At 63.7% G+C, this 21,292-nt stretch carries 20 protein-coding genes; 7 read left to right on the forward strand and 13 right to left on the reverse strand.

Annotated elements, in window-relative coordinates; genetic code table 11:
- From AC1DXS_RS07385 to AC1DXS_RS07405, 5 genes are all read right to left on the reverse strand, one after another.
- Window positions 1–660, reverse strand: coding sequence for a protein-methionine-sulfoxide reductase heme-binding subunit MsrQ (locus tag AC1DXS_RS07385; RefSeq protein WP_477736870.1), 660 nt, complete (start codon window positions 658–660; stop codon window positions 1–3).
- Window positions 660–1,658, reverse strand: a complete 999-nt coding sequence (gene msrP, locus AC1DXS_RS07390) for a protein-methionine-sulfoxide reductase catalytic subunit MsrP (protein ID WP_477736871.1) — start codon at window positions 1,656–1,658, stop codon at window positions 660–662. Before msrP ends, AC1DXS_RS07385 begins: the two co-directional genes overlap by 1 nt.
- A gap of 112 nt (window positions 1,659–1,770) precedes the next feature.
- On the reverse strand, window positions 1,771–3,147 hold the full coding sequence (ccsB, locus tag AC1DXS_RS07395; RefSeq protein WP_477736872.1) for a c-type cytochrome biogenesis protein CcsB: 1,377 nt from the start codon (window positions 3,145–3,147) through the stop codon (window positions 1,771–1,773).
- Entirely contained in the window at window positions 3,144–5,339 is a 2,196-nt protein-coding gene (locus tag AC1DXS_RS07400) for a cytochrome c biogenesis protein ResB (RefSeq protein WP_477736873.1), read from the reverse strand. The genes ccsB and AC1DXS_RS07400 overlap by 4 nt, the downstream gene beginning before the upstream one ends.
- A 340-nt stretch (window positions 5,340–5,679) precedes the next feature.
- Window positions 5,680–6,354, reverse strand: a complete 675-nt coding sequence (locus tag AC1DXS_RS07405; protein ID WP_477736874.1) for a c-type cytochrome — start codon at window positions 6,352–6,354, stop codon at window positions 5,680–5,682.
- A 210-nt stretch (window positions 6,355–6,564) separates the two neighbouring features.
- Between AC1DXS_RS07405 and yihA the strand changes: the two genes are divergently transcribed.
- Both yihA and AC1DXS_RS07415 read left to right on the forward strand, forming a co-directional pair.
- Window positions 6,565–7,293 (forward strand): ribosome biogenesis GTP-binding protein YihA/YsxC, encoded by a 729-nt coding sequence (gene yihA, locus AC1DXS_RS07410; protein ID WP_477736875.1) that lies wholly within the window; start codon window positions 6,565–6,567, stop codon window positions 7,291–7,293.
- A 42-nt stretch (window positions 7,294–7,335) separates the two neighbouring features.
- The gene (locus tag AC1DXS_RS07415; RefSeq protein WP_477736876.1) at window positions 7,336–8,247 is read left to right on the forward strand and encodes an alpha/beta fold hydrolase; all 912 of its coding nucleotides are present in this window, start codon (window positions 7,336–7,338) and stop codon (window positions 8,245–8,247) included.
- 26 nt (window positions 8,248–8,273) lie between these two features.
- Here AC1DXS_RS07415 and AC1DXS_RS07420 read toward each other — a convergent pair whose 3' ends face one another.
- A complete protein-coding gene (locus AC1DXS_RS07420; RefSeq protein WP_477736877.1) occupies window positions 8,274–9,170 on the reverse strand; it encodes a lysophospholipid acyltransferase family protein in 897 nt (298 codons plus the stop codon).
- Window positions 9,167–10,030, reverse strand: a complete 864-nt coding sequence (locus AC1DXS_RS07425) for a lysophospholipid acyltransferase family protein (RefSeq protein WP_477736878.1) — start codon at window positions 10,028–10,030, stop codon at window positions 9,167–9,169. Before AC1DXS_RS07425 ends, AC1DXS_RS07420 begins: the two co-directional genes overlap by 4 nt.
- 191 nt (window positions 10,031–10,221) lie before the next feature.
- Between AC1DXS_RS07425 and metK the strand changes: the two genes are divergently transcribed.
- Both metK and AC1DXS_RS07435 read left to right on the forward strand, forming a co-directional pair.
- Window positions 10,222–11,406, forward strand: coding sequence for a methionine adenosyltransferase (gene metK, locus AC1DXS_RS07430; RefSeq protein ID WP_477736879.1), 1,185 nt, complete (start codon window positions 10,222–10,224; stop codon window positions 11,404–11,406).
- A gap of 257 nt (window positions 11,407–11,663) precedes the next feature.
- On the forward strand, window positions 11,664–13,058 hold the full coding sequence (locus tag AC1DXS_RS07435) for a CHASE3 domain-containing protein (RefSeq protein WP_477736880.1): 1,395 nt from the start codon (window positions 11,664–11,666) through the stop codon (window positions 13,056–13,058).
- On the opposite strand, the gene AC1DXS_RS07440 is transcribed toward AC1DXS_RS07435, so the two are convergent.
- The 4 genes from AC1DXS_RS07440 to AC1DXS_RS07455 form a co-directional block, all read right to left on the reverse strand.
- Complete coding sequence (locus AC1DXS_RS07440) at window positions 13,043–13,249, reverse strand: hypothetical protein (protein WP_477736881.1); 207 nt, start codon at window positions 13,247–13,249, stop codon at window positions 13,043–13,045. The genes AC1DXS_RS07435 and AC1DXS_RS07440 overlap by 16 nt on opposite strands.
- 48 nt (window positions 13,250–13,297) lie before the next feature.
- Window positions 13,298–13,504 (reverse strand): hypothetical protein, encoded by a 207-nt coding sequence (locus tag AC1DXS_RS07445; protein WP_477736882.1) that lies wholly within the window; start codon window positions 13,502–13,504, stop codon window positions 13,298–13,300.
- A gap of 132 nt (window positions 13,505–13,636) precedes the next feature.
- Window positions 13,637–15,130 (reverse strand): hybrid sensor histidine kinase/response regulator, encoded by a 1,494-nt coding sequence (locus AC1DXS_RS07450; RefSeq protein ID WP_477736883.1) that lies wholly within the window; start codon window positions 15,128–15,130, stop codon window positions 13,637–13,639.
- Window positions 15,130–16,632 carry an ATPase domain-containing protein gene (locus tag AC1DXS_RS07455; protein WP_477736884.1) on the reverse strand — a complete coding sequence of 501 codons (1,503 nt, stop codon included), beginning with the start codon at window positions 16,630–16,632 and terminating at the stop codon, window positions 15,130–15,132. The genes AC1DXS_RS07450 and AC1DXS_RS07455 overlap by 1 nt, the downstream gene beginning before the upstream one ends.
- A gap of 447 nt (window positions 16,633–17,079) precedes the next feature.
- On the opposite strand from AC1DXS_RS07455, the gene AC1DXS_RS07460 reads away from it, so the two are divergent.
- Both AC1DXS_RS07460 and groL read left to right on the forward strand, forming a co-directional pair.
- A complete protein-coding gene (locus AC1DXS_RS07460; protein WP_007872916.1) occupies window positions 17,080–17,370 on the forward strand; it encodes a co-chaperone GroES in 291 nt (96 codons plus the stop codon).
- Window positions 17,371–17,418: 48 nt separating this feature from the next.
- Window positions 17,419–19,071 carry a chaperonin GroEL gene (groL, locus tag AC1DXS_RS07465; protein ID WP_477736885.1) on the forward strand — a complete coding sequence of 551 codons (1,653 nt, stop codon included), beginning with the start codon at window positions 17,419–17,421 and terminating at the stop codon, window positions 19,069–19,071.
- A gap of 134 nt (window positions 19,072–19,205) precedes the next feature.
- Here the strand turns inward: groL and AC1DXS_RS07470 are convergent, their stop codons facing one another.
- Window positions 19,206–19,358, reverse strand: coding sequence for a DUF805 domain-containing protein (locus tag AC1DXS_RS07470; protein ID WP_477736886.1), 153 nt, complete (start codon window positions 19,356–19,358; stop codon window positions 19,206–19,208).
- 203 nt (window positions 19,359–19,561) lie between these two features.
- On the opposite strand from AC1DXS_RS07470, the gene AC1DXS_RS07475 reads away from it, so the two are divergent.
- A complete protein-coding gene (locus AC1DXS_RS07475; RefSeq protein ID WP_477736887.1) occupies window positions 19,562–20,230 on the forward strand; it encodes an OmpW/AlkL family protein in 669 nt (222 codons plus the stop codon).
- Between the two features lie 95 nt (window positions 20,231–20,325).
- Here AC1DXS_RS07475 and AC1DXS_RS07480 read toward each other — a convergent pair whose 3' ends face one another.
- Window positions 20,326–21,273, reverse strand: a complete 948-nt coding sequence (locus AC1DXS_RS07480; protein WP_477736888.1) for a carbohydrate kinase family protein — start codon at window positions 21,271–21,273, stop codon at window positions 20,326–20,328.
- Between the last annotated feature and the right edge of the window lie 19 nt (window positions 21,274–21,292).

Consider the following 21,292-nt stretch of genomic DNA (forward strand, 5'->3'; position numbering starts at 1 on the left):
CTAGGACAGCTTGCCGCGAACGCCGTAAGCGGGCTGCGGCTTCTTTTTCCTGAGGAACTGCTGCACACGCCAGCCCAGCAGCACCGCGATGATCGCGGCGTAGACAAACACCTCGGCGAAATTGTTCTTGCCCGCGCGCATCCAGAAGAAGTGCAGCAACCCCAGGCCGGCGATGAGATAAACCAGCTTGTGCAACCACTGCCAGCGCTTGGCGCCCATGGCCTTGATGGCGGCGTTAAACGAGGTAGCCGCCAGCGGCGTCAGCAGCACAAAAGCCGTAAACCCCACCAGGATGAATGGCCGCTTGGCGATGTCCTTGGCGATGTCGGCAAAGTCAAAGCCCATGTCAAACCAGCTGTAGCTCAGCAGGTGAACGACCACATAGAAGTACGCAAACAGCCCCAGCATGCGCCGAAAGCGTGCCAACGCCGGCGTGCCGCTGATGACCCGAAGCGGCGTGACCGCCAGCACGATGCAGATAAAACGCAGCGTCCAGTCGCCGGTGGCACGTATCAGCGCCTCGGCGGGGTTGGCCCCAAGCTGGTTGGTGAAAGCGCCGTAGAACAGCCAGGCAAATGGCAGCAGGCAGATGATGAACAGCACCGGTTTGGCTGCGGGGTGCAGCAACCACTTCTGCGTTGCCGCTTTAAGCGTGGCCATCAGAAGTTCTTCTTGAGGTCCATGCCCGCGTAGAGCTGGCCCACCTGGGCTTCATAGCCGTTGAACATCAGGGTCTTGCGCTTCTTGGCGAACAGGCCGTCCTCGCCGATACGGCGTTCGGTGGCCTGGCTCCAGCGCGGGTGATCCACCTCGGGGTTCACATTCGAATAAAAGCCGTACTCCTGCGCCGCGGCCTTGTTCCAGGCCGTGCGCGGCTCCTTGTCGGTGAAGCGAATCTTGACGATGCTCTTGCCGCTCTTGAAGCCGTACTTCCAGGGCAGCACCATGCGCACCGGCGCGCCATTCTGGTTGGGCAGCACTTCGCCGTACATACCGAAAGCCAGCAGTGCCAGCGGGTGCATGGCTTCGTCCAGGCGAAGGGCTTCCACATACGGCCAGTCCAGCACGCGCGAACCCACAAAAGGCATGGTTTTGGGATCGGCCAGGGTGATGAACTCGACGTACTTCGCGTTGCCCAGCGGCTCGACCTTCTTGATGAGTTCGGACAGCGAATAGCCGACCCAGGGAATCACCATGGACCAGCCTTCCACGCAGCGCAGGCGGTAAATGCGCTCTTCCTGCGGGGCCAGCTTGATCAGGTCTTCGAGTGTGAAGGTCTTGGGCTGCTTGACCAGGCCTTCAACGGCCACCGACCAGGGCTTGGTCACCAGCGTGTGGGCGTTTTTGGCGGGATCGGACTTGTCGGTGCCGAACTCGTAGTAGTTGTTATAAGTGCTGGCGTCTTTGTAGTCGGTGACCTTCTCCATGGTCACCGCACCGGCCACCACCGATTTGCCGCCGGGCAGAGCCGCGAGTTTGCCGGGTTTTTGCACCGTCTGCGCCATCGCCTGGCGCCCCGCCCAGCCGGCCATGGCCGCGCCCGCGGCACCCGTGGCCATCAGCTTGATCAGGTCGCGGCGGCCGTGGTAAATGCCCTGCGGCGTGATCTCGCTGGGAACAGGGTGGTCGAAACCGCTGGCGTGGGTTTTGATGAGCATGGAGGCGTCCTTGATAAATCCGTTATGGCTTAGTCTGAATACGCGTCAGGTTCTTACACGGATTCAGCCGGGGTAGAGCCTGTTTACGCTCTAAGCAAAGACCCCCGGCCGGCTACAAGGTTCCGTAGCTGTGCAGGCCCGAGAGGAACATGTTGACGCCCAGGAAGGCAAACGAGGTGACCGCCAGCCCCACCAGGGCCCACCAGGCGGCGACCGTGCCGCGCAGGCCCTTCATGAGCCGCATGTGCAGCCAGGCCGCGTAGTTGAGCCAGACGATCAGCGCCCAGGTCTCCTTGGGATCCCAGCTCCAGTAGCCGCCCCAGGCCTCGGCGGCCCAGAGGGCACCCAGCACCGTGGCGATGGTGAAGAAGGCAAAGCCGACGGCAATCGCCTTGTACATCACGTCGTCCAGCACCTCAAAGCTGGGCAGGCGCGCCGCGATGCGCTTGCGGCCCAGCAGGATGCCGGCGGCGATCAGCCCCGATACCGCGAGGTAGCCGACCCAGTAGTAGCTGCCGCCCACTTCGGCCGGCGACTTGCTGCGAAACACGATGGGCACAAAACACAGCACCACGCCCAGTAGCCACAGCGGCGTGAGCCGGTACCACTGCTTTTCATCGGCTTGCTGCTTGATCAGGTAAGACAGCGACACCATGGCGGCCAGCGAGAACATGCCATAGCCGATGAAGTTGGCCGGCACATGCAGCTTCATCCACCAGCTCTTGAGGGCGGGCACCAGCGGCTGGATCTCATGGGCTTCGCGCACCACGGTGTACCAGAGCAAAAAGCCGACCGCGGCGCTGACCACCAGCATCACGAAAGCGCCGAGCGCGCGGGTGTTGTACTGCGATTCAAAGTAGAGGTAGAAGGCCGCCGTCATCCAGCAAAACAGCACGAAGACTTCATACAGGTTGCTCACGGGAATGTGGCCGACGTCGGCGCCTATCAGGTAGCTCTCATACCAGCGCACCAGCGTGCCGATCAGCGCCATGCCGACGGCAACCCAGGCGATTTTGGAACCCAGCGACTCCAGCGTGCCGCTCTGGCCCTTGGCGAACATCCCCAGCCAGTAAAAAATCGTGCTCATGAAAAACAGCACACTCATCCACAGGATCGCCGACTGACTGGAAAGAAAGTACTTGAGCCAGAACACCTGATCGGCCCGCGCGAGATCACCCTGGTAAGACGCAATGCCCAGCAGCGCGAAGACGCTCACCACCACCATGAGCACCCGCAGCGGCCGCCAGAACCAGCCCATCGCGATGGCGGCCGGAATGGCGGCCAGCAGGATGCCTTTTTCATAGACGTCCATGAAAGCGCCGTAGCGCGCGAAGGCGTAAAGAAAGCCGCCGGCGACCAGCGCGGCGAACACCCAGTCCAGCACGTTGCGCCGGGCGAAATAGCCTTCGTTGAGACTGAGCGTGCTGTCGCCGCCGGCCTTCAGCGTGGTGGTGTTCACCGCCGTGGTGTTGATGGTGGAGGTATTCATAAGGGCGCCTGCAACAGTTTCGTTTTCAACATCTCGAACTCCTTGTCGCCATCCATCGTTTTGCGGTTGGTGGACAAGGCCATGGTGGCCTGGCTGCTTACAGCTGATTCTGGCATTGAACCCGCGGCATTGCCAGCCTCGCCCCGGCCGCCCGGCGCCAGCCAGACCCAGACGCGGCGCTCGCGCACGTAGAGCATGGCGAACACGCCCAGGATGAGCAAGGCGCAGCCCAGATAAACAACGGTCTTGCCCGGCGCACGCGCCACCTGGAACACGCTGGCCTGGACCTGGGTGAACTCCTTGAGCTCAAACGCCATGGGCGCGGGATAGAAATGCGCGTCCGACAGGCTGAGCACCATTTGCGACATGAAGGCAAGGGTTTTTTCGTCCTGCGCCATGGGCTTGAGCCCCGCCTGCTCCCTCGTCATCTGGGCCAGTTCGAACAGCGCGCCGTTGAGAATGCGGACCAGCACTTCGCCGGCACGGTTGCGCTCGGCCTCGGGGACATTGGCTTCCATGAAATCCGAAATCGCCTGAAGGCCGGCCGTGGTTTTGCCATCGCCGTTGGCGGCACCAGTCCCGCTTCCGGCAAACAGCGCCAGCGCGCGCGAGGCCGAGGCGGCCAGCTGTTGCGCCAATTCAGGCCGGTCGCGGCCTATGGCCTGGCTGGCATAGCGCTTGACGGCCAGTTCGCGTTGGGCGGGGTCGGCCAGCGCGGCGCGTAACCGCAAAAAAGTCTCCATGCCGCCTTCCGCATCCACAGGGATGCGGAGGTACTGGAAAGGAGCCGAGGGTGTCTCGCGCACGCCCAGCAGGTAGACCGCCGGGCTGTTTTCGCCAGGATCGGTCTTGACCGGCAGCATGTAGTTGTGGAATTCGCGGGCCTGGCCGGCTGCGTCGCGCAGCTTGTAGCTCACGCTGGGGCCGACGTTGCGAAGCTCTTTTTGCGTGACCGTCTTGTTCGCCGCGCCCAGGCGCGAATCGATAGCCTGGTGCAAATCGACCTTGCGCACATCGGCGCCCGATCCCATGTTGCCGCCCGCGGCGAAGTTTTCGACGTTGATGACGCGCAGCGCGGTGTACTCGAGCGTGAGCTTTTCAGCGCCCTCGCCTTTGCCATTGCTCAGGCTGCTGGTGCCGCCAATCGTGCCCTGGATTTCAAATGGTTTGGTGGCCGCCGCCATGGGGATGGCCTTGAGCGTGACGCTGGAGCCGCCGTCATCAAAGCTCGATTGATAAATTTCGATGCCCCTGTGGCGCGCCGGATGGTTGACCTCTACGCGCGCCGGGATTTTCTCGCCGGTTTCCTTGTCGTGGATGATGATGTCGCTGGCAAACAGCTTGGGCATGCCGGTCGAGTAGTACTCGACGATGAATTTTTTCAGCTCGATGGAAAACGGCAGTTCCTGCAACAGCACGCCGCCGGGCTGATTCAGGATGGCGGTGCTGGACTGCGTGCCTTCGGACACCAGCAGGTTGGCGCGGAAAGTCGGGTTGCTGTCGCTCAGCCGGTACTGGAGCGGCACGTCGGCGATGAGGCCGCCGCCTGTATAAATGGATTTCCCATTGAGCCACATTTGCGCGCGCACGATCATGTCGCCGTCCAGCAAGCCGCCCACACACACCAGCACGATGGCGCTGTGCGCCGCGATGTAACCCAGCTTGTTGGCCGCGCCCTTCTTGGCCGCCACCATCCAGCCGCCGCCTTCGGGTGTCTGGCGCTGTTGCAGTTTGACCTTCCAGCCGCTTTGCACCAGGGTCTGGCCGATACGGCGCGCGGCCGATTCAGGCGCCTCTGCCAGTGCGGCCTCGGCGCGGTGGCCGAAGGCCTTGAGGCTTTGCTCGCGGACGTTTTCCTTGAGCTGGTTCAGGTCCGCCAGGATTTTCGGCGTGTTGCGCGCGATGCACAGCGAAGTCGAAATGACCAGAAAAGCCAGGATCAGCAGGAACCACCAGGCGCTGTAGACGGTGTTCAGGCTCAGCAGGCTGAAGGCCTGCGCCCAGAACGGGCCGAACTGGTTCACGTAGTTGACCAGCGGCTCCGCCTGCTTGAGCACCGTGCCGATGATGGACGCGATGCAGATGACCGTCAGCAGCGAAATGGAGAACCGCATGGACGACAGCAGCTCCACCGACGCCCGCAAGCTGCGGGAGCCCCAATTGACTTTCATACCCTGGGTGGAAACTGTCATGCTTGAAATGGAATCGGGAGCGGCGAGTACTGCAACCCCGAAGTAGCGAAACAAAATGAAAGCGGTGGATTCGTGCCCAGGGCAAGGCGCAAGCCGTAGCGAAGGCTGGACGCCTTCGCAAGGATTGCAACGCCGCCATGGGTGCGAAGACGCGCTTTCATGTTTCGATACTTTGGGGTTGCAGTACTAATGGCAGCCGGAAAAGGGAAAAAGAAAAAGGCGGGCTTTCATCAGAAAGACCCGCCTTGGTGTGATTGGTTTTAGCGGCTTGGGTTCAACAATACTGCAGCCAGCCTGCGTGTATTTTCAGCGAAAAGCCCGCATCGCAGCAGGCCCCGGCTCAGCGCAGGCCGGCAATGTAGTCGGCCAGGGCGCGGATTTCGCGGTCGTTGAGCTTGGCGGCGACCTGGGTCATGGGGACGCTGTTCTTGCGGCCGCCGTCACGGAAAGCCGTCAGTTGCGTCACGGTGTAGTCGGCATGCTGGCCGCTCAGGCGCGGGTATTGGGAAGGAATGCCGGCGCCGGTCGGGCTGTGGCAACCCGCACAGGCGGCGATCTGGCGATCCTGCACGCCGCCGCGATAAATGCGCTCACCGAGGGCGACCAGTTCCTTGTCCTTCGCAAAACCGGCCTTGGCTTTTTGCGAGGTGACCCAGTAGGCGATGTTTTTCATGTCGTCATCGGAGAGTGCCGAGGCGAAGCCCTGCATGATGGGGCTCTTGCGCTTGCCCGCCTTGAACTCCTGCAGTTGCTTGACGAGGTATTCAGGGTGCTGCTGCGCCAGCTTGGGGTTGGCGGGAACGCCGGAATTGCCGTCGGCACCGTGGCAGCTCGCGCACACGGCGCCGAAGCTGGCACCACCCTTGACCAGGTCGGGCTTGGCAACCTTGGCCGGGGCCGCTGCGGCGGCCGGGGCGGCAGCGTCGTGCGCGGGTGCGGCTTCGCCGGCGGCGAAGGACGATACGGCGGGCACGGCCAGCAAAGCGGCCAGGAGGGAAGTAACGAACAGCTTCATATCGGGGGTTTTAATTGGTTGGCGCACAAAACGTATAACTTTCTGATTTTACAATGGCTTCAGGGCACCCCCGATTATTCGGGGTCTTGCCGCGGCAAGCCACCAGGGCCCTCCTGCCGGCTCATGGCCTCCCAGGCCCCGCCCACTGGGGCTTTGGCCCCATTTACGCATGCCGCCGGCATGCAAACGACCTTCAGGGACCGCCCGACCATGACCTCCGCACCGCCGCCCAAAACAGCTCCCGCAGCATCGGACACCCCCGATCCCAAAATCGCCATGGGCTGGCTGCACACGGCCAAATTCCTGACCACCGCGCCCGAACTCAAGCACCTGCCGCGCGTCGACGTGCCTGAAATCGCCTTCGTGGGCCGCTCCAATGCGGGCAAATCCACCTGCATCAATACCCTGACGCAGCAGCACCGGCTGGCTTTTGCCTCGAAAACGCCCGGCCGTACGCAAAGCATCAACCTGTTCAGCCTGGGCAAGCAGGGCGTTATGGACGCGGTGCTGGCCGACCTGCCGGGCTACGGCTATGCGGCCGTGCCCAAGGAAGCCAAATACCGCTGGCAGCAGGTGATGGGCAATTATTTGCAGACGCGCGACAACCTCAAGGCCGTGGTGCTGCTGTGCGACCCGCGCCTGGGCCTGACCGAACTCGACGAAATCCTGCTCGACGTGATCCGTCCCCGCGTCGAGGAGGGCCTGAAGTTCCTGGTGCTGCTGACCAAGTCCGACAAGCTCAACAAGGCCGAGGCGGCCAGGGCGCTGTCCATTGTGCGACTGCAGGCCGGCGGCGGAGACGTCAAACTCTTTTCTTCCCTGAAGCGCCGCGGCGTCGAGGAAGTCGCCCAGCACCTGTGGGACTGGGCCCATCCGGCTGAAAGGCCGGCCAGGCCCGCCAAGGCCGCGCCCGAAGACTTGCCAGAGATCAACGATTGAGGCCGCCGGCGCTTTTCGCATCGACACAAAAGCGTAGCGCCCATGATTGAAACCAGTTTGCAGGCCCTGCCCCACGGCATCACCCTGTCGTGCCGCGCCAGGGGCGAAAAAGGCCGGCCGGTACTGATGTTTTTGCACGGCTTTCCCGAAGCCGCATTTGTCTGGGACGGCCTGCTCGAGCACTTTGCCCGGCCTGAAAACGGCGGTTATCGCTGCATCGCGCCCAACCTGCGCGGCTTTGAACACTCCAGCGCACCCACGGAGGCCGCCGCCTACCGGCCCAAACACCTGGTGCAGGACATCGCCGCGCTGATCGCGCTTGAGGGCGGTCAACTGGAATGCCTTGTTGCCCACGACTGGGGCGGCGCCGTGGCCTGGAACCTGGCGGCCGGCCACCCGGCCTTGATGAAAAAACTGGCCGTCATCAACTCACCGCATCCCGGCACTTTCTTGCGGGAATTGCAGCACTCGCCGCAACAACAGGCCGCCAGCGCCTATATGAATTTCCTGATCCGTCCCGACGCCGAAGCGGGGCTCGCCGAGGACGACTTTCGCCGCCTCTGGGAGTTTTTCACCAACATGGGTGCCGTCGACGGCCCGCATGCCTGGCTTACCGATGCGCTGCGCGAGCAGTACCGCAGCATCTGGCGGCAGGGACTGACCGGGCCCTGCAACTACTACCGCGCCTCTCCGCTGCGCCCTCCCCGGCCGGGCCCGCCGCATAACGATCCGGCCGCGGCGGCCGTGACGATTCCGCGCGAGATGCTGGAAGTCCATTTGCCGACGCTGGTGCTATGGGCCATGAACGACTCCGCGCTGCCGGCTGCCCTGCTGGAGGGGCTGGACGACTATGTGCCGCAAATGACATTGCGGCGCATCGAAGGCGCAACCCACTGGATAGTCCACGAACAGCCGATGCTCGTGGCGGCGTATCTGCGGGAGTTTTTGCGCTAGCGGCTTTGGCGCAGGGCGCGCCCCATTCAATACAGCGAAGGATCGCCTTCAGGCCGGGTCTTGAAGCGCTTGTGCACCCAGTAGTACTGCGCCGGCATGGCTTCGATGTAGTCGCTCAGCCGCGCGTTCATGAGCGCGGTGTCGGCCACCGGATCTTCGCTGGGGTAATTTGCCCAGGCCGGGAGCACCTGCACCTCGTAGCCGGTGGCGGTGATGCGCGGCAGCAGGGGTAGCACCTTGGCACGGCCCAGCCTGGCGAAACGCGAGAGCGAAGGAACCGTGGCGGTCGGCACGCCGAAAAAGGGCACAAACACCGAGTCGTCGGGGCCGAAATCCATGTCGGGCAGCAAATACAGCGGCTGGCCCTCACGCAGCGCCGCGACGATGGGCTTGACGCCGGCCGCACGGCCGAACAGCCGCAGGTTGCCGAAGCGACGGCGCCCGCGCAGTATCCAGCGGTCCACCAGCTTGTTGGACTGGTCGGTGTAAATCGTGGTGGATGGCCGCGGCATTTGCAGCGCCACCGCGGTCCAGGCCGCATCCAGGCCCACAAAATGCGGCAAAAAAATCACCGTGGGCGCGTTGCCCGCGAGCTCTTCAATGGCGCCGGTCAGGTGCACGCGGCGCTGCACCCAGGCCTTGGGCGCATGCCACAGCCATGCGCGGTCCAGCCAGGCCTGGGCGAAATACACAAAGGTCTGCACATTCAGCCGGCGCCGTTCATCCGCGGAAAGCGCCGGAAAGCACAGAGCCAGGTTGGTATCTACCACGCGCCGGCGGGCACCGACCACGGCATACAGCACCCAGCCAAGCAGCACGCCCAGCGCACGCGTCCACGAAAGCGGCACCAGGGCCAGCAATTGCATAAAGAGAATGCCGCCGCGGGTTACGAGCCGGCTGGCCATCTGGCGGGCGGTCTTCAAAGCGGGGCTTCCTTGCGTGGTGTCTTGTAGCGTGCGTAGCCCCACAGGTACTGGCCGGGCTGGCTCAGCACGATGGCTTCAATCGCGCGATTGATCTGCGTCACGGCCTGCAGCAGTTCGGCGCGTGGCTTGCCGGCGTCGTCGGGCTCAACCCCCTGGACCGCCGGCCATATCTTGAGGAAGTAGCCACTGCCATGCGGCAGGCGCTCGCAGCTTACCGGCAACAGCACGGCCCCGCTTTGCAGCGCCAGCCGCGCCGCCAGGGTCATGGTGTAAGCCGGCTTGCCGAAGAACGGGGCCCAGACCCCCAAGCCCTCCGGCGGCACCTGGTCGGTCAGCAAGGCCACGGCGTGGTTGGCTTTCAGGGTTTTGTGCATGAGGCGGATGCCGCTCAGCGATGCCGGAACAACGGTGAGTTGAGGGCGGTCGCGCGCCAGCCGCTCCAGCCGCGCCAGCCAGGCCTTGCGCGCGGGGCGGTAGATGGCGGTGATGGGCCCGTAGAGTTCGGCAAGCGCCTGAGGGCCCAGTTCAAAACTGCCGCAATGCGGGCCGAAAAAAATCACGCCGCGGCCCTGGGCGAATGCCTGCTCCGCGTTGGCCTGGCCTTCCACGCGCACATTGCCCAGGCAAGACTCCGCAGCGGGTCGCATCCACAACTTGGGCAGCTCGGCGATAAAACGGCCGGCCTCGGCGATCGCCGGGCGTGCCAGCTCGAACGGCAGGCCGGCCTGCGCCACATGCGCGCGGAACTGCGCGCGGTAGCGCGGGCTCAGCGCCCAGACCAGCCAGCCCAGCCCGGCGCCCAGCGCGTGCAGGGCGGCCAGCGGCCAGAGGGCGAAGAATCGGAACAACCAGGGCATTGATCGGGCAAAAAGTGACGGAGTAAAAGGGGTATTGAAGGGCCGGTCCGGCCAAAAAAAGGCCGTCATATAATGGGCGCTGTCGCCGAGTTACTGAACAACTTGCAGGGCGACATTAAACCAAACTGCTAAAGCGTTCGCCGAAGCACCCCAGCCGGCAACGCGCCGACAAACTTTATGGAGTGTACGCAATGGCGAACGATTTTCTCTTTACTTCCGAATCCGTCTCCGAAGGCCATCCCGACAAGGTCGCCGACCAGATTTCCGACGCGATTCTCGATGCCATCTTCAAGCAGGACCCCCGCAGCCGCGTCGCAGCCGAGACCCTGACCAACACCGGCCTGGTCGTGCTGGCCGGTGAGATCACCACCAACGCCCACGTCGACTACATCCAGGTCGCGCGCGACACCATCAAGCGCATCGGCTACGACAACACCGAATACGGCATCGACTACAAGGGCTGCGCCGTCATGGTCTGCTATGACAAGCAGTCCAACGACATCGCCCAGGGCGTGGACCACGCATCCGACGATCACCTGAACATCGGCGCCGGCGACCAGGGCCTGATGTTCGGCTACGCCTGCGACGAAACGCCCGACCTGATGCCCGCGCCGATTTACTACGCGCACCGCCTCGTCGAGCGCCAGGCCCAGCTGCGCAAGGACGGCCGGCTGCCTTTCCTGCGACCCGACGCGAAAAGCCAGGTCACCATGCGCTACGTGGACGGCAAGCCGCACAGCATCGACACCGTGGTGCTGTCCACCCAGCACAGCCCCGACCAGAGCGAAACCGCCAACAAGATGAAGGCATCGTTCAACGAAGCCATCATCGAGGAAATCATCAAGCCGGTGCTGCCCAAGGGTATGCTGACCAAAGACACCCGCTACCTGATCAACCCGACCGGCCGTTTCGTCATCGGCGGCCCGCAAGGCGACTGCGGCCTGACCGGCCGCAAGATCATCGTCGACACCTACGGCGGCGCCTGCCCGCACGGCGGCGGCGCTTTCAGCGGCAAGGACCCCAGCAAGGTGGACCGTTCGGCCGCCTACGCCGCCCGCTACGTCGCCAAGAACATCGTGGCGGCCGGCCTGGCCCGCCAGTGCCAGATCCAGGTGGCGTACGCCATCGGTGTGGCCAAGCCCATGAATGTGACGATCTATACCGAAGGCACGGGCGTGATCTCCGACGAAAAGCTCTCGGCCCTGGTCAACGAACACTTCGACCTGCGCCCCAAGGGCATCATCCAGATGCTGGACCTGCTGCGCCCCATCTACGAAAAGACGGCAGCCTACGGCCACTTCGGCCGCGACGAGCCAGAATTCACGTGGGAGAAGACAGACAAGGCAGCGGCGCTCCGCGCAGCTGCGGGCCTGTAAGGCCCCCGCGCGAAGCGCGCTTGTCTGACTTTCAGCGCAGGCTAACTTCGCGCAGCGAAGTTAAGGGCTGAAAGCCCGCGCCGGAGCTAAAAGACGGACAAGGCCGCTGCACGGCGGCAAGGCGCGGCGTCCTACGCCGCAGCCTGCAAAATGACAGCAATATAGAGCCACCTCCGGGTGGCTTTTTTCATGCTTTGACTCAATAGAGGCCTGCGCCCGGCCGGTGGCGCCATTTCAGGAATTCCAGGAAAGCTCCCATGCGAAGCACCCCCCACAAAATGGCCGTCAACGTCGCCTGCGCCTTGATCGCCGTGCTCACGCTGATCGGCATCAGCGAGCTGTCGTATGACAAATCCCGGGCCGCGATGGACGAGCTCGCGCAAGCCCATCTCACACGCAGCCATGTCCAGCGGCTGCTGCGTGACGTGCTCGACGCGGAGACCGGGCAGCGCGGCTACCTGTTGACGGGCGACACCATGTACCTGGAGCCCTATAAAGCCGCCATCGCGGACATCGGCCAGACACAGGACCAGTTGCGCGAGCTGCTCGCCTCGCGGGGGGACCAGACGGGCACACTGGCATTGCTGGGGCGGACGGTGCAGCGCAAGCTGGCCGAAATGGATTTGTCCATCCGCATGAAAAACGAGGGTAAAGACGACGCCTGGCGTTTTGTGCTGACCACCGAGGTGGGCAAGGAGCAAATGGACGTCATACGCGACAGCGCCGGCAAGCTCATCGAGGAAACCAACCAGGACACCGCCAGCGGTTACGCGGAAGTGCGGCGCTCCCTGCTGCTGGCGCGCATGGGAATTACCTTCGTGGCGACCATTGCTTTTGCGGCCTTCTGGCTGTATTTGCGCCAGACCGCCGCGTTGGAGCAGGCCGGGCAGCGCCAGCAATCGGCCTTGCAGGCCGAGCGCGACCGGCTCAACGTCCAGGTCAGGGAGCGCACCAGCCGCCTGACCGAACTGGCGACCCACCTGCAGCAGGTCCGGGAACAGGAAAGAGAACATCTGGCGCGCGAGCTTCATGACGAGCTCGGCGCGCTGCTGACGGCAGCCAAGCTGGACATCACACGCATCAAAGCCAAACTGTCAGGCGACAACGGCGACCTCCCCGCCCGCATCGAGCACCTGATTGAAACGCTCAACAGCGGCATCGCCCTGAAGCGGCGCATTATTGAAGACCTGCGTCCGTCCTCCCTGTCCAATTTCGGGCTGGTGCCGGCCCTGGAGATCCTGACGCGTGAGTTCGCGCAGCGTTCGGGCTTGAGCATCGTCACCAACCTTGAGCCGGCGGATCTGGACGACACCATACAGCTCACCGTCTACAGGCTGGTCCAGGAGGCCCTGACCAATATCGCCCGGTATGCGCAGGCGCAGAACGTGGAAATCACGCTGCTGAGCTACAAGGATTACGTCATCGTCACCGTGCACGACGACGGCCGGGGTTTCGATCCACGCACCGTGAGGGCTTCGAGCCACGGCCTGCAGGGCATGCGCCATCGGGTGGAGGCCTCGGGCGGCCACCTGGACATCAACACCACCCACGGCACGACTATCTCGGCTACTCTGCCGCTGGTGGTGCGGCGGAGTGCGGCGGCCCATGTGGCGGGCGGTGTGAATGAAACCTCGCCTCAGCCGCGCGTGTAAGGCGTCTTGCCGATATGCCGGGTATTACCCAGTTCTTCGGAGGGCTCGTTGTCGGCTTTGGGTTCGGCAATGGTCTTGTTCGTGCCCTCCCTGCCGAATTCATCGGAGAGGTTTTTGCCGGGCTTGCCCACGGGCTTTTTCGGGCCGCCGCCATGGCGACTTGGCGGCTGCGCACTGGTTTTTGCGTTCATCTCCCTCTCCTTCTTTGCTCACGGATCGACGGAACCCGCGTAAATCCATCAAGTGACAAAACTGCTGCCGGCCGCGCCGGGCCCGGCTGCGCCTGCTTGCGGCCCCGAGGGCGGCTTGGGCAGGCCGAAATGCTTGCCGGACACCGGAAACGGCCAGGGATGGCGGGAGCGGACCGGTTCAATCACCGGCTCACGTGCCGGGCGCATGGCGCGGCTATCCTGCGCTTCCTCGCGTGGAAAACTGTCTAGAAACATCTTGCTAGCCCGTTGGGGCTCGGAGTGGATGAACTTCGACTTTAGGGGCCGGCATGGGTGACAAGCCGTCAGCGGGAGAGGAATTCCGTGTAGGACAAGCTCGAATCGGCCCCCAGCACCCATCCTGGCATCTCAGCCCGAAAGGCAGGACATCAGCCTGTCGTAATCGACCGGCTTGACCAGGTGGTGGTCAAACCCCGCCAGGCTGGCGCGGGTTTTGTCGGTCGACTGGCCCCATCCGGTGACGGCGATGAGAATGACTTTTTCATTCCCCGGCTGCTGGCGTATCAGACGCGCCGCGTCGTAGCCGTTCATGCCGGGCATGCCGATGTCCATGACCACCACGTCCGGCCGGTCGGCCCCGGCGGCGGCCACGGCGGCGACGCCGTCGTAGGCCGTGGTGACGGTGAACCCGTCCATGCCGAGCAAGGCCTCCAGTGTGTTGGCCGCGTCCACGTTGTCGTCCACCACGAGGATTTTTTTGGTGCCGGCGGGTGGGGCGGCGACCTCGGCTTGCGGGGGCGGCTCAGGCTGCTCGCCCTCCAGCACCACCGGCAATGCCAGTACGAACTCGCTGCCGCGGCCCAGGCCTTCACTGGTCGCCCGCAGAGTTCCGCCGTGCATCTCGGCGAACTGCCTGGCCAGGCTCAGGCCTATGCCCAGGCCAGTGGGCGCTTCGCCGGGTACGGGCGTCTGGGCGAACAGGTCGAAGATTCTCCCGAGCGAGGCCGCTTCCAGCCCTACGCCGTTGTCCTTCACGCGGAAAGTCACCACCGGCCCCGCGACGTCCGCACGCAGCACGATATGCCCGCCAGCGGGCGTGAATTTGGCGGCATTGACCAGCAGGTTGGCCACGCTTTGCACGAGGCGCGCATGGTCGGCGTCCAGGACATGGACGCCATCCGGCTCCAGCACCTCCAGCCTGTGCCGCTTGCTCTCCATGGCGGAGCCGGAAATCTCCACCGCGTGGTTGATCACCGACTGCAGCGTGATCCGCCCTTTTTTGAGCATCACCTTGCCGCTGGTGATGCGGGCCACGTCCAGCAGGTCGTCCACCAGCCGCGTCAGGTGAGCGACCTGGCGGTCCACCACATTGCGCAGTTGCGTCACCTGGCCCGAATCCGGGTGCAGGTGCTTGAGGATGCCCATGGAGGTGCGGATCGGCGCGAGCGGGTTGCGCAGTTCATGCGCCAGCGTGGCGAGGAACTCGTCCTTGCGCTTGTCGGCGTCGCGCACCTGGTACTGCCTTTCACGAGCGCGCACGGCCGAGCGCGTGGCCGTGATCAGCGCGATGGTGCGCACCGGCCGCTCCACCAGCGTCACGTTGCCCAGGTGCTCCACGGCCCGCTGCACGTCCAGCGAATCGGCACCGCTGCGGGTCAGCAGCAGGATGGGAATGTCCGACCAGGTGGGCTGCGAGGCCACATAATCCGCCAGCGGCCGCATGGCCGCGCCGCTGACGACCTCCTCGACCAGCAGCAGGGCGCCGGCACCCAGCGGCAGTTGCCGCATGAGTTCCTCACTGGTCGGGCAAACGATGCTGTGGATGCCCACGGACTGCAGCACTCTGGCGGTCAGCGCCGCATCCCGCCCGGTGGGCGCGCAAATGACGATACGCCGCTCCACTACTTCGCTGCGCGGGAGGCGCCCAGTTCAGGATCACTGCCGGTGTAGACGGGCACCCCCGTGAGGATGCCGCGGAAACCGCGCAGCGGCGCGCCCACGTGGATGCCGCCGCGGGACATGGAAAACTCGCGGATGGTGCGCTCGTGCAGGCTGCCTCGCTTTTTAAATACCGAGACGGCCTGCTTGACCTCGCCGTCGTGCTCGAAGTAACGCAGCATCAGCACGTTGTCCGCCAGGTAGCTGGCGTCCACCGTGGTAGACATCTGGCCGCCCAGCATGCCCTGCTGCACGCCCACCAGGATGGTCACGACACCGCGCTGGCCCAGATAGGTCAGCAACTCGTGCAAATGCGTGGTCAGGAAGCGCTCGTCCGGCATGGCGTTAAGGTAGCCGTTGATGCTGTCGATGACGACGATCTTGCAGCCGCGGTCGGCGGCCTGGCACACCACCGTGGAAAATTCGCCAGGCGACAACTCGGCGGGATCGATCTGCTGAATCGTCAGCATGCCGCTCTCGTAGGGTTGGCGAATGTCCATGCCCAGGCCGTCCGCGCGGTTCAGCAAGTTGTTGGCGGCTTCCTCGAACAGGAACATGGCGCTGCTCTGCCCACGCTTGGCGGCCGCCGTGACGAACTGTGCCGCCAGCGAGGACTTGCCGGTGCCAGGGGGGCCGGCGATCAGGGTGCTGGTGCCCTCCTCCAGGCCGCCGCCCAGCAGTGTGTCGAGCTCGGGCAGGCCGCTATTCAGTTGCACGCGTTTTCCCATCACGCGCGACTCTGCCGCCACCAGGCGCGGGTACACGCACAGGCCCCCGTACTGGATGTCGTAGTCGTGCAGGCCGCCGCGAAAGGCGATGCCGCGGTACTTCACCACGCGCACGCGGCGGCGCTCGGCGCCGTAGTCTTTCACCGACTGGTCCAGCGTGATCACGCCGTGGGCGATGCTGCGCACCTGAAGGTCTATGCCGGCGGCCGTGCGGTCGTCCAGCAGCATCACCGTGCAGGAGCGGCTGGCAAAAAACTGCTTGAGCGCCAGCACCTGGCGGCGGTAGCGCAAGGGGGTGTCGGCCAGCAGCTGCAACTCGGACAGGGAATCGATGACCACGCGGGTCGGCTTCTGTTTTTCGATCACCGACAGGATCATCTGCGTGGTCGTGCCCATTTCCACCTCCGACGGGTGGAACATGGTGTATTCGGCCTCCGGCATCAGCAGGTTCTCGGAAGGCAGCACTTCGTGGATATGGATGCCGTCCAGCGCCCAGCCGTGGGATTCGGCTACGCCGGCGAGCTCCGCGGCGGTTTCGGCCAGCGTGATGTAGACAACGGACTCGCCGCGCTTGGCGCCGTCCACCAGGAACTGCAGGCCGGTGGTGGTCTTGCCGGTGCCCGGCTCGCCTTCGATCAGGTAGATGCGGTCCTTGATAAGGCCCCCTCCCAGGATGTTGTCCAGGCCGGGGATGCCGGTTGATAGAAAAATCTTGTCGGACGGTTTTTGAAGCGTCATGATTACGAACTCTTAATGCGGTTGTGAAAGCCTGCCGGCCTGACACGCACAATCCGCAACACCCCGTTAAAGAACGAAGCGGCTTGTAACACCCGAATAAATAGTAGCCAGAGGACCCCTGAATCGCGGGTTTTCGGCAGCGGTGTTGTGCGTAGGACCAGACGCCATCCCGTTGTCAGCCGTCGTTTGAGCCACTATTCACGCGGGGAAGGGTCCGGGCGTCGAATGGCCGACTGAGCCTTGGCCCATGACGCGACGCGAAAAGTACCAAAACCTGAGCTTTCGGCCCCGGCGCCTTGAAAACCGGCCCAATTGCCCCTATGATTAGCACTCGATGGTATTGAGTGCTAACAAAGCCTTATCAATCCACCAAAGTTAACAAGCACTCACTTTTACGTGTGTGTTTTTTGATTCCCAAAACCCAGTGTTCTCAAACAAGGAGCTCTCATGAAACTTCGTCCTTTGCACGACCGCGTGATCGTCAAACGCGTGGAAAACGAAACCAAAACCGCTTCCGGCATCGTCATCCCCGACAGCGCCGCTGAAAAGCCTGATCAAGGCGAAGTGCTGGCCGTTGGCCCAGGCAAGAAGAACGACAAGGGCGAACTGAGCCCCGTGGGCGTGAAAGTGGGCGACCGCGTGCTGTTCGGCAAATACAGCGGCCAGACCGTCAAGGTCGATGGCGACGAACTGCTCGTCATGAAAGAAGAAGATTTGTTTGCAGTGGTCGAGAAATAAATCTCCGCCGCACCAAACCCTTAATTAACTGAATCTGGAGAATTAAACATGGCAGCAAAAGACGTCATTTTCGGCGGCGAAGCCCGCGCACGTATGGTCGAGGGTGTGAACATCCTGGCCAACGCCGTCAAGGTAACCCTGGGCCCCAAAGGCCGTAACGTGGTTCTGGAACGCTCCTTCGGCGCCCCCACGGTGACCAAGGACGGTGTGTCCGTCGCCAAGGAAATCGAACTGAAGGACAAGCTGCAGAACATGGGCGCGCAGATGGTCAAGGAAGTCGCTTCCAAGACCTCCGACAACGCCGGCGACGGCACCACCACCGCCACCGTTCTGGCCCAGGCCATCGTCCGCGAAGGCATGAAGTACGTTGCCGCCGGCATGAACCCCATGGATCTGAAGCGCGGTATCGACAAGGCCGTGCTGGCCCTGACTGAAGAGCTCAAGAAGGCCTCCAAGCCCACCACCACCTCCAAAGAAATCGCCCAGGTCGGCTCGATTTCCGCCAACTCCGACGAATCCATCGGCAAGATCATTGCTGACGCAATGGACAAGGTCGGCAAGGAAGGCGTGATCACCGTGGAAGACGGCAAGTCCCTGCAGAACGAACTTGACGTCGTCGAAGGCATGCAGTTCGACCGCGGCTACCTCTCCCCCTACTTCATCAACAACCCTGAAAAGCAGTCCGCACTGCTGGACAACCCCTTCGTTCTGCTCTACGACAAGAAGATCAGCAACATCCGTGACCTGCTGCCCACCCTGGAGCAAGTCGCCAAGGCCGGCCGTCCGCTGCTGATCATCGCCGAAGAAGTCGAGGGCGAAGCCCTGGCTACGCTGGTGGTCAACACCCTGCGCGGCATCCTGAAGGTTGTGGCTGTGAAGGCCCCCGGCTTCGGCGACCGCCGCAAGGCCATGCTGGAAGACATCGCCGTCCTGACCGGCGGCAAGGTCATCGCTGAAGAAGTCGGCATGTCGCTCGAAAAAGTGACGCTGGCCGACCTCGGCCAGGCCAAGCGCATCGAAGTGGGCAAGGAAAACACCATCATCATCGACGGCGCCGGCGCCGCTGCCGACATCGAAGCACGCGTCAAGCAAGTGCGTGTCCAGATCGAAGAAGCGACCAGCGACTACGACCGTGAAAAGCTGCAAGAGCGCGTGGCCAAGCTGGCCGGCGGTGTTGCCGTGATCAAGGTCGGCGCTGCCACCGAAGTCGAAATGAAGGAAAAGAAGGCCCGCGTGGAAGACGCGCTGCACGCCACCCGCGCAGCCGTGGAAGAAGGCATTGTGGCCGGCGGCGGCGTGGCTTTGCTGCGTGCCAAGCAGGCTGCCGGCGTCATCAAGGGCGACAACGCCGACCAGGAAGCCGGTATCAAGCTGGTGCTGCGCGCCATTGAAGCCCCCCTGCGCGAAATCGTTTACAACGCAGGCGGCGAAGCCTCTGTGGTGGTCAACGCGGTTCTCGGCGGCAAGGGCAACTACGGCTTCAATGCGGCCAACGACACCTACGGCGACATGATCGAAATGGGTATCCTGGATCCCACCAAGGTCACCCGCACCGCGCTGCAGAACGCCGCTTCCGTGGCATCGCTGATGCTGACGACCGAAGCCATGGTGGCCGAGTCTCCAAAGGACGACGCAGCTGCCGGCGGCGGCATGCCTGGCGGCATGGGTGGCATGGGCGGCATGGGCGACATGGGCATGTAATGCCTGCCTGAGCACCTGCTCCATGAAAAAGGGCCGCATCAGCGGCCCTTTTTTTATGCTTGTTTTTTCTATTGCTCGCCGGCTGGGTAGGCGCCCCCCGACGTTTTCTTCATAGCACTACAGCAGCAGACCGATCAGCAGCAGCCGGTCTTGTCGATGTCATGCAGGCGGCGCGCACCCACCGCGATTCCCGGCAGCAGCATTGCCGGGGCGGCGACGCCGTGCAGGACTACCGCGGCGCCCCGAGGGACCGGCACGGCGGCCGGTTTGGCCGGCCAAAAGCGCATTGCGCGCATCCGTACAAACCTTGTACGAAGAACGTTTTCAATCGATAAAACCCGTTGCGTCTGCGCTTCATCGCCCGGACAAAACCCCTATGCAGGCCTGCGCGCACCGGCGCTTGCGGCTACCATGACCATTGACATCGATCCCCTGGATGAACCTCCAACAGCTTAAAACAGTCACCCAGCCACATCACCGGACTCGCCCCATGACGCTTTCCAGACACCACCTGATCGCCGCGGCCATCATGGCCTCGTCTACCCTCCCCGTTTTTGCGCAGCAGGCAGGCACCTGGTCCCTGTCGGCCGGCGTCACCCGGATCAAGCCTTCTGTGGACAGCGGTACGCTCAGCGGCAACATACCGAATGTGCGTGTGGGGGTCAGCAACGATACGCGGGTGACGGGCGCGGTGAACTACATGGCGACCGACCATCTCAACCTGCACCTGCCGCTGGGGCTTGGTTTCCGGCATGACGTCACCGGCGACGGTGTGCTGGCGGGCTTCGGCAAGGTGGCCGAAACCAAGGCCCTGCCCATCACGCTGATAGGCCAGTACCGCTTCTTCGAGGCCGACGCCCGGTTTCGGCCCTACCTGGGCGCAGGCCTGTCGTATGTGCGCTTTTACAAGGAGCAGGGAAGCGCGCTGCTGACCGCGCTGACCAACCCCGGCGGCCCGCCCACCGGCGTGTCCTTCAAGTCCAAGCTGGCCCCGTCTTTCCAGCTGGGCGCCGTCTACAACCTCAATGACAAATGGTTTGTGGAAGGCAGCTACACCAAGACCCTGCTGAAAACCCGCGGCACCCTGAGCACGGGCCAGACGATTGATGTGGTGCTGGATCCGAACTGCTTCACCTTGCAGCTGGGGTACAAGTTCTGATTCCGCAACTACAACCCAAGGCAAGGCGCGCATGGGATGCACGCTCCTCGTCAAGGGCGTGAGACTCTGTTAAACCGCAGCTGGGAAGTGGGGCACTACTCGTCCCCCCGCGCGAGAGCGGCGCGAACGGCGTGCAGCGTCGGCGGATCAGCACCTTCGCGAGTGCAATTAAGCGCGGCGGCCATGACGGCGAAGCGCATGACTTCGCGCCATGCGCTGTCGCCCAGTTCGGCGAGCTGGGCAGGGTGCTCAACACCCTGCGCCAACAACGAGACCGAGAGTCCGGCCGTAAAAGTGTCGCCCGCGCCAATGGTGTCGACCACCTCGACACGGGGCGCCGGCACGGCAAGCGCCTCGTGCCCCGCTCGCCAGAGCGTGGCGCCGCCGGCACCCCGCGTGACGATCACCGCAATCGCACCGGCTTGCAGGCAATCCGCGGCCAAGGCACCGGCAGGCCGGCCAGGCGCCAGCAGCTCCGCGTCCTCGTCACTGAGCTTGACCAGGTCCGCCATCGCGACCCAGGCCATGGCGCGCGCGCGGTAGGCCGCCATATCGGGAATCAGGCTGGACCGCACGTTGGGATCGAAAACGATCACGCGGCGCCCGGCGTTGGCCGCCATCAGGGCGGTGATGCGCGTGGCGGCAGGTTCCTGCAAGAGTGAGATGGAGCCAAAGTGAAGAAAGCGGCATTCCGCCGGCAACTGCGGCAAGGGCGCGGGCGCCCAGGTGGCGTCGGCGCTGCCCTGCGTGTAGAAGGCATAGCGGTTGGTACTGGGGCTGCGCTCGACGAAGGCCAGGGTTGACGGCGCGTCGCTGCGCAAGATGAAACGGGTGTCTACACCGTTTCGCTCCAAAAATCGCATCAGGCGTTCGCCGAACAAGTCGGTCGACAGCTGCGTGAGGAAACCGGTGGGCTCGCCAAGGCGCGCACAGGCGACGGCCGTGTTGAGCGGCGAGCCCCCCTCGTGTCCCAGGAACGCCAGCGTACCGGCTTCGCTGGCGGTGAAATCGATCAGGGCCTCGCCCGTGAGTGCAATGCGCATGCTGGATTCTCTGTCAATC

The organism is Polaromonas sp. P3_B1 (assembly GCF_056402935.1).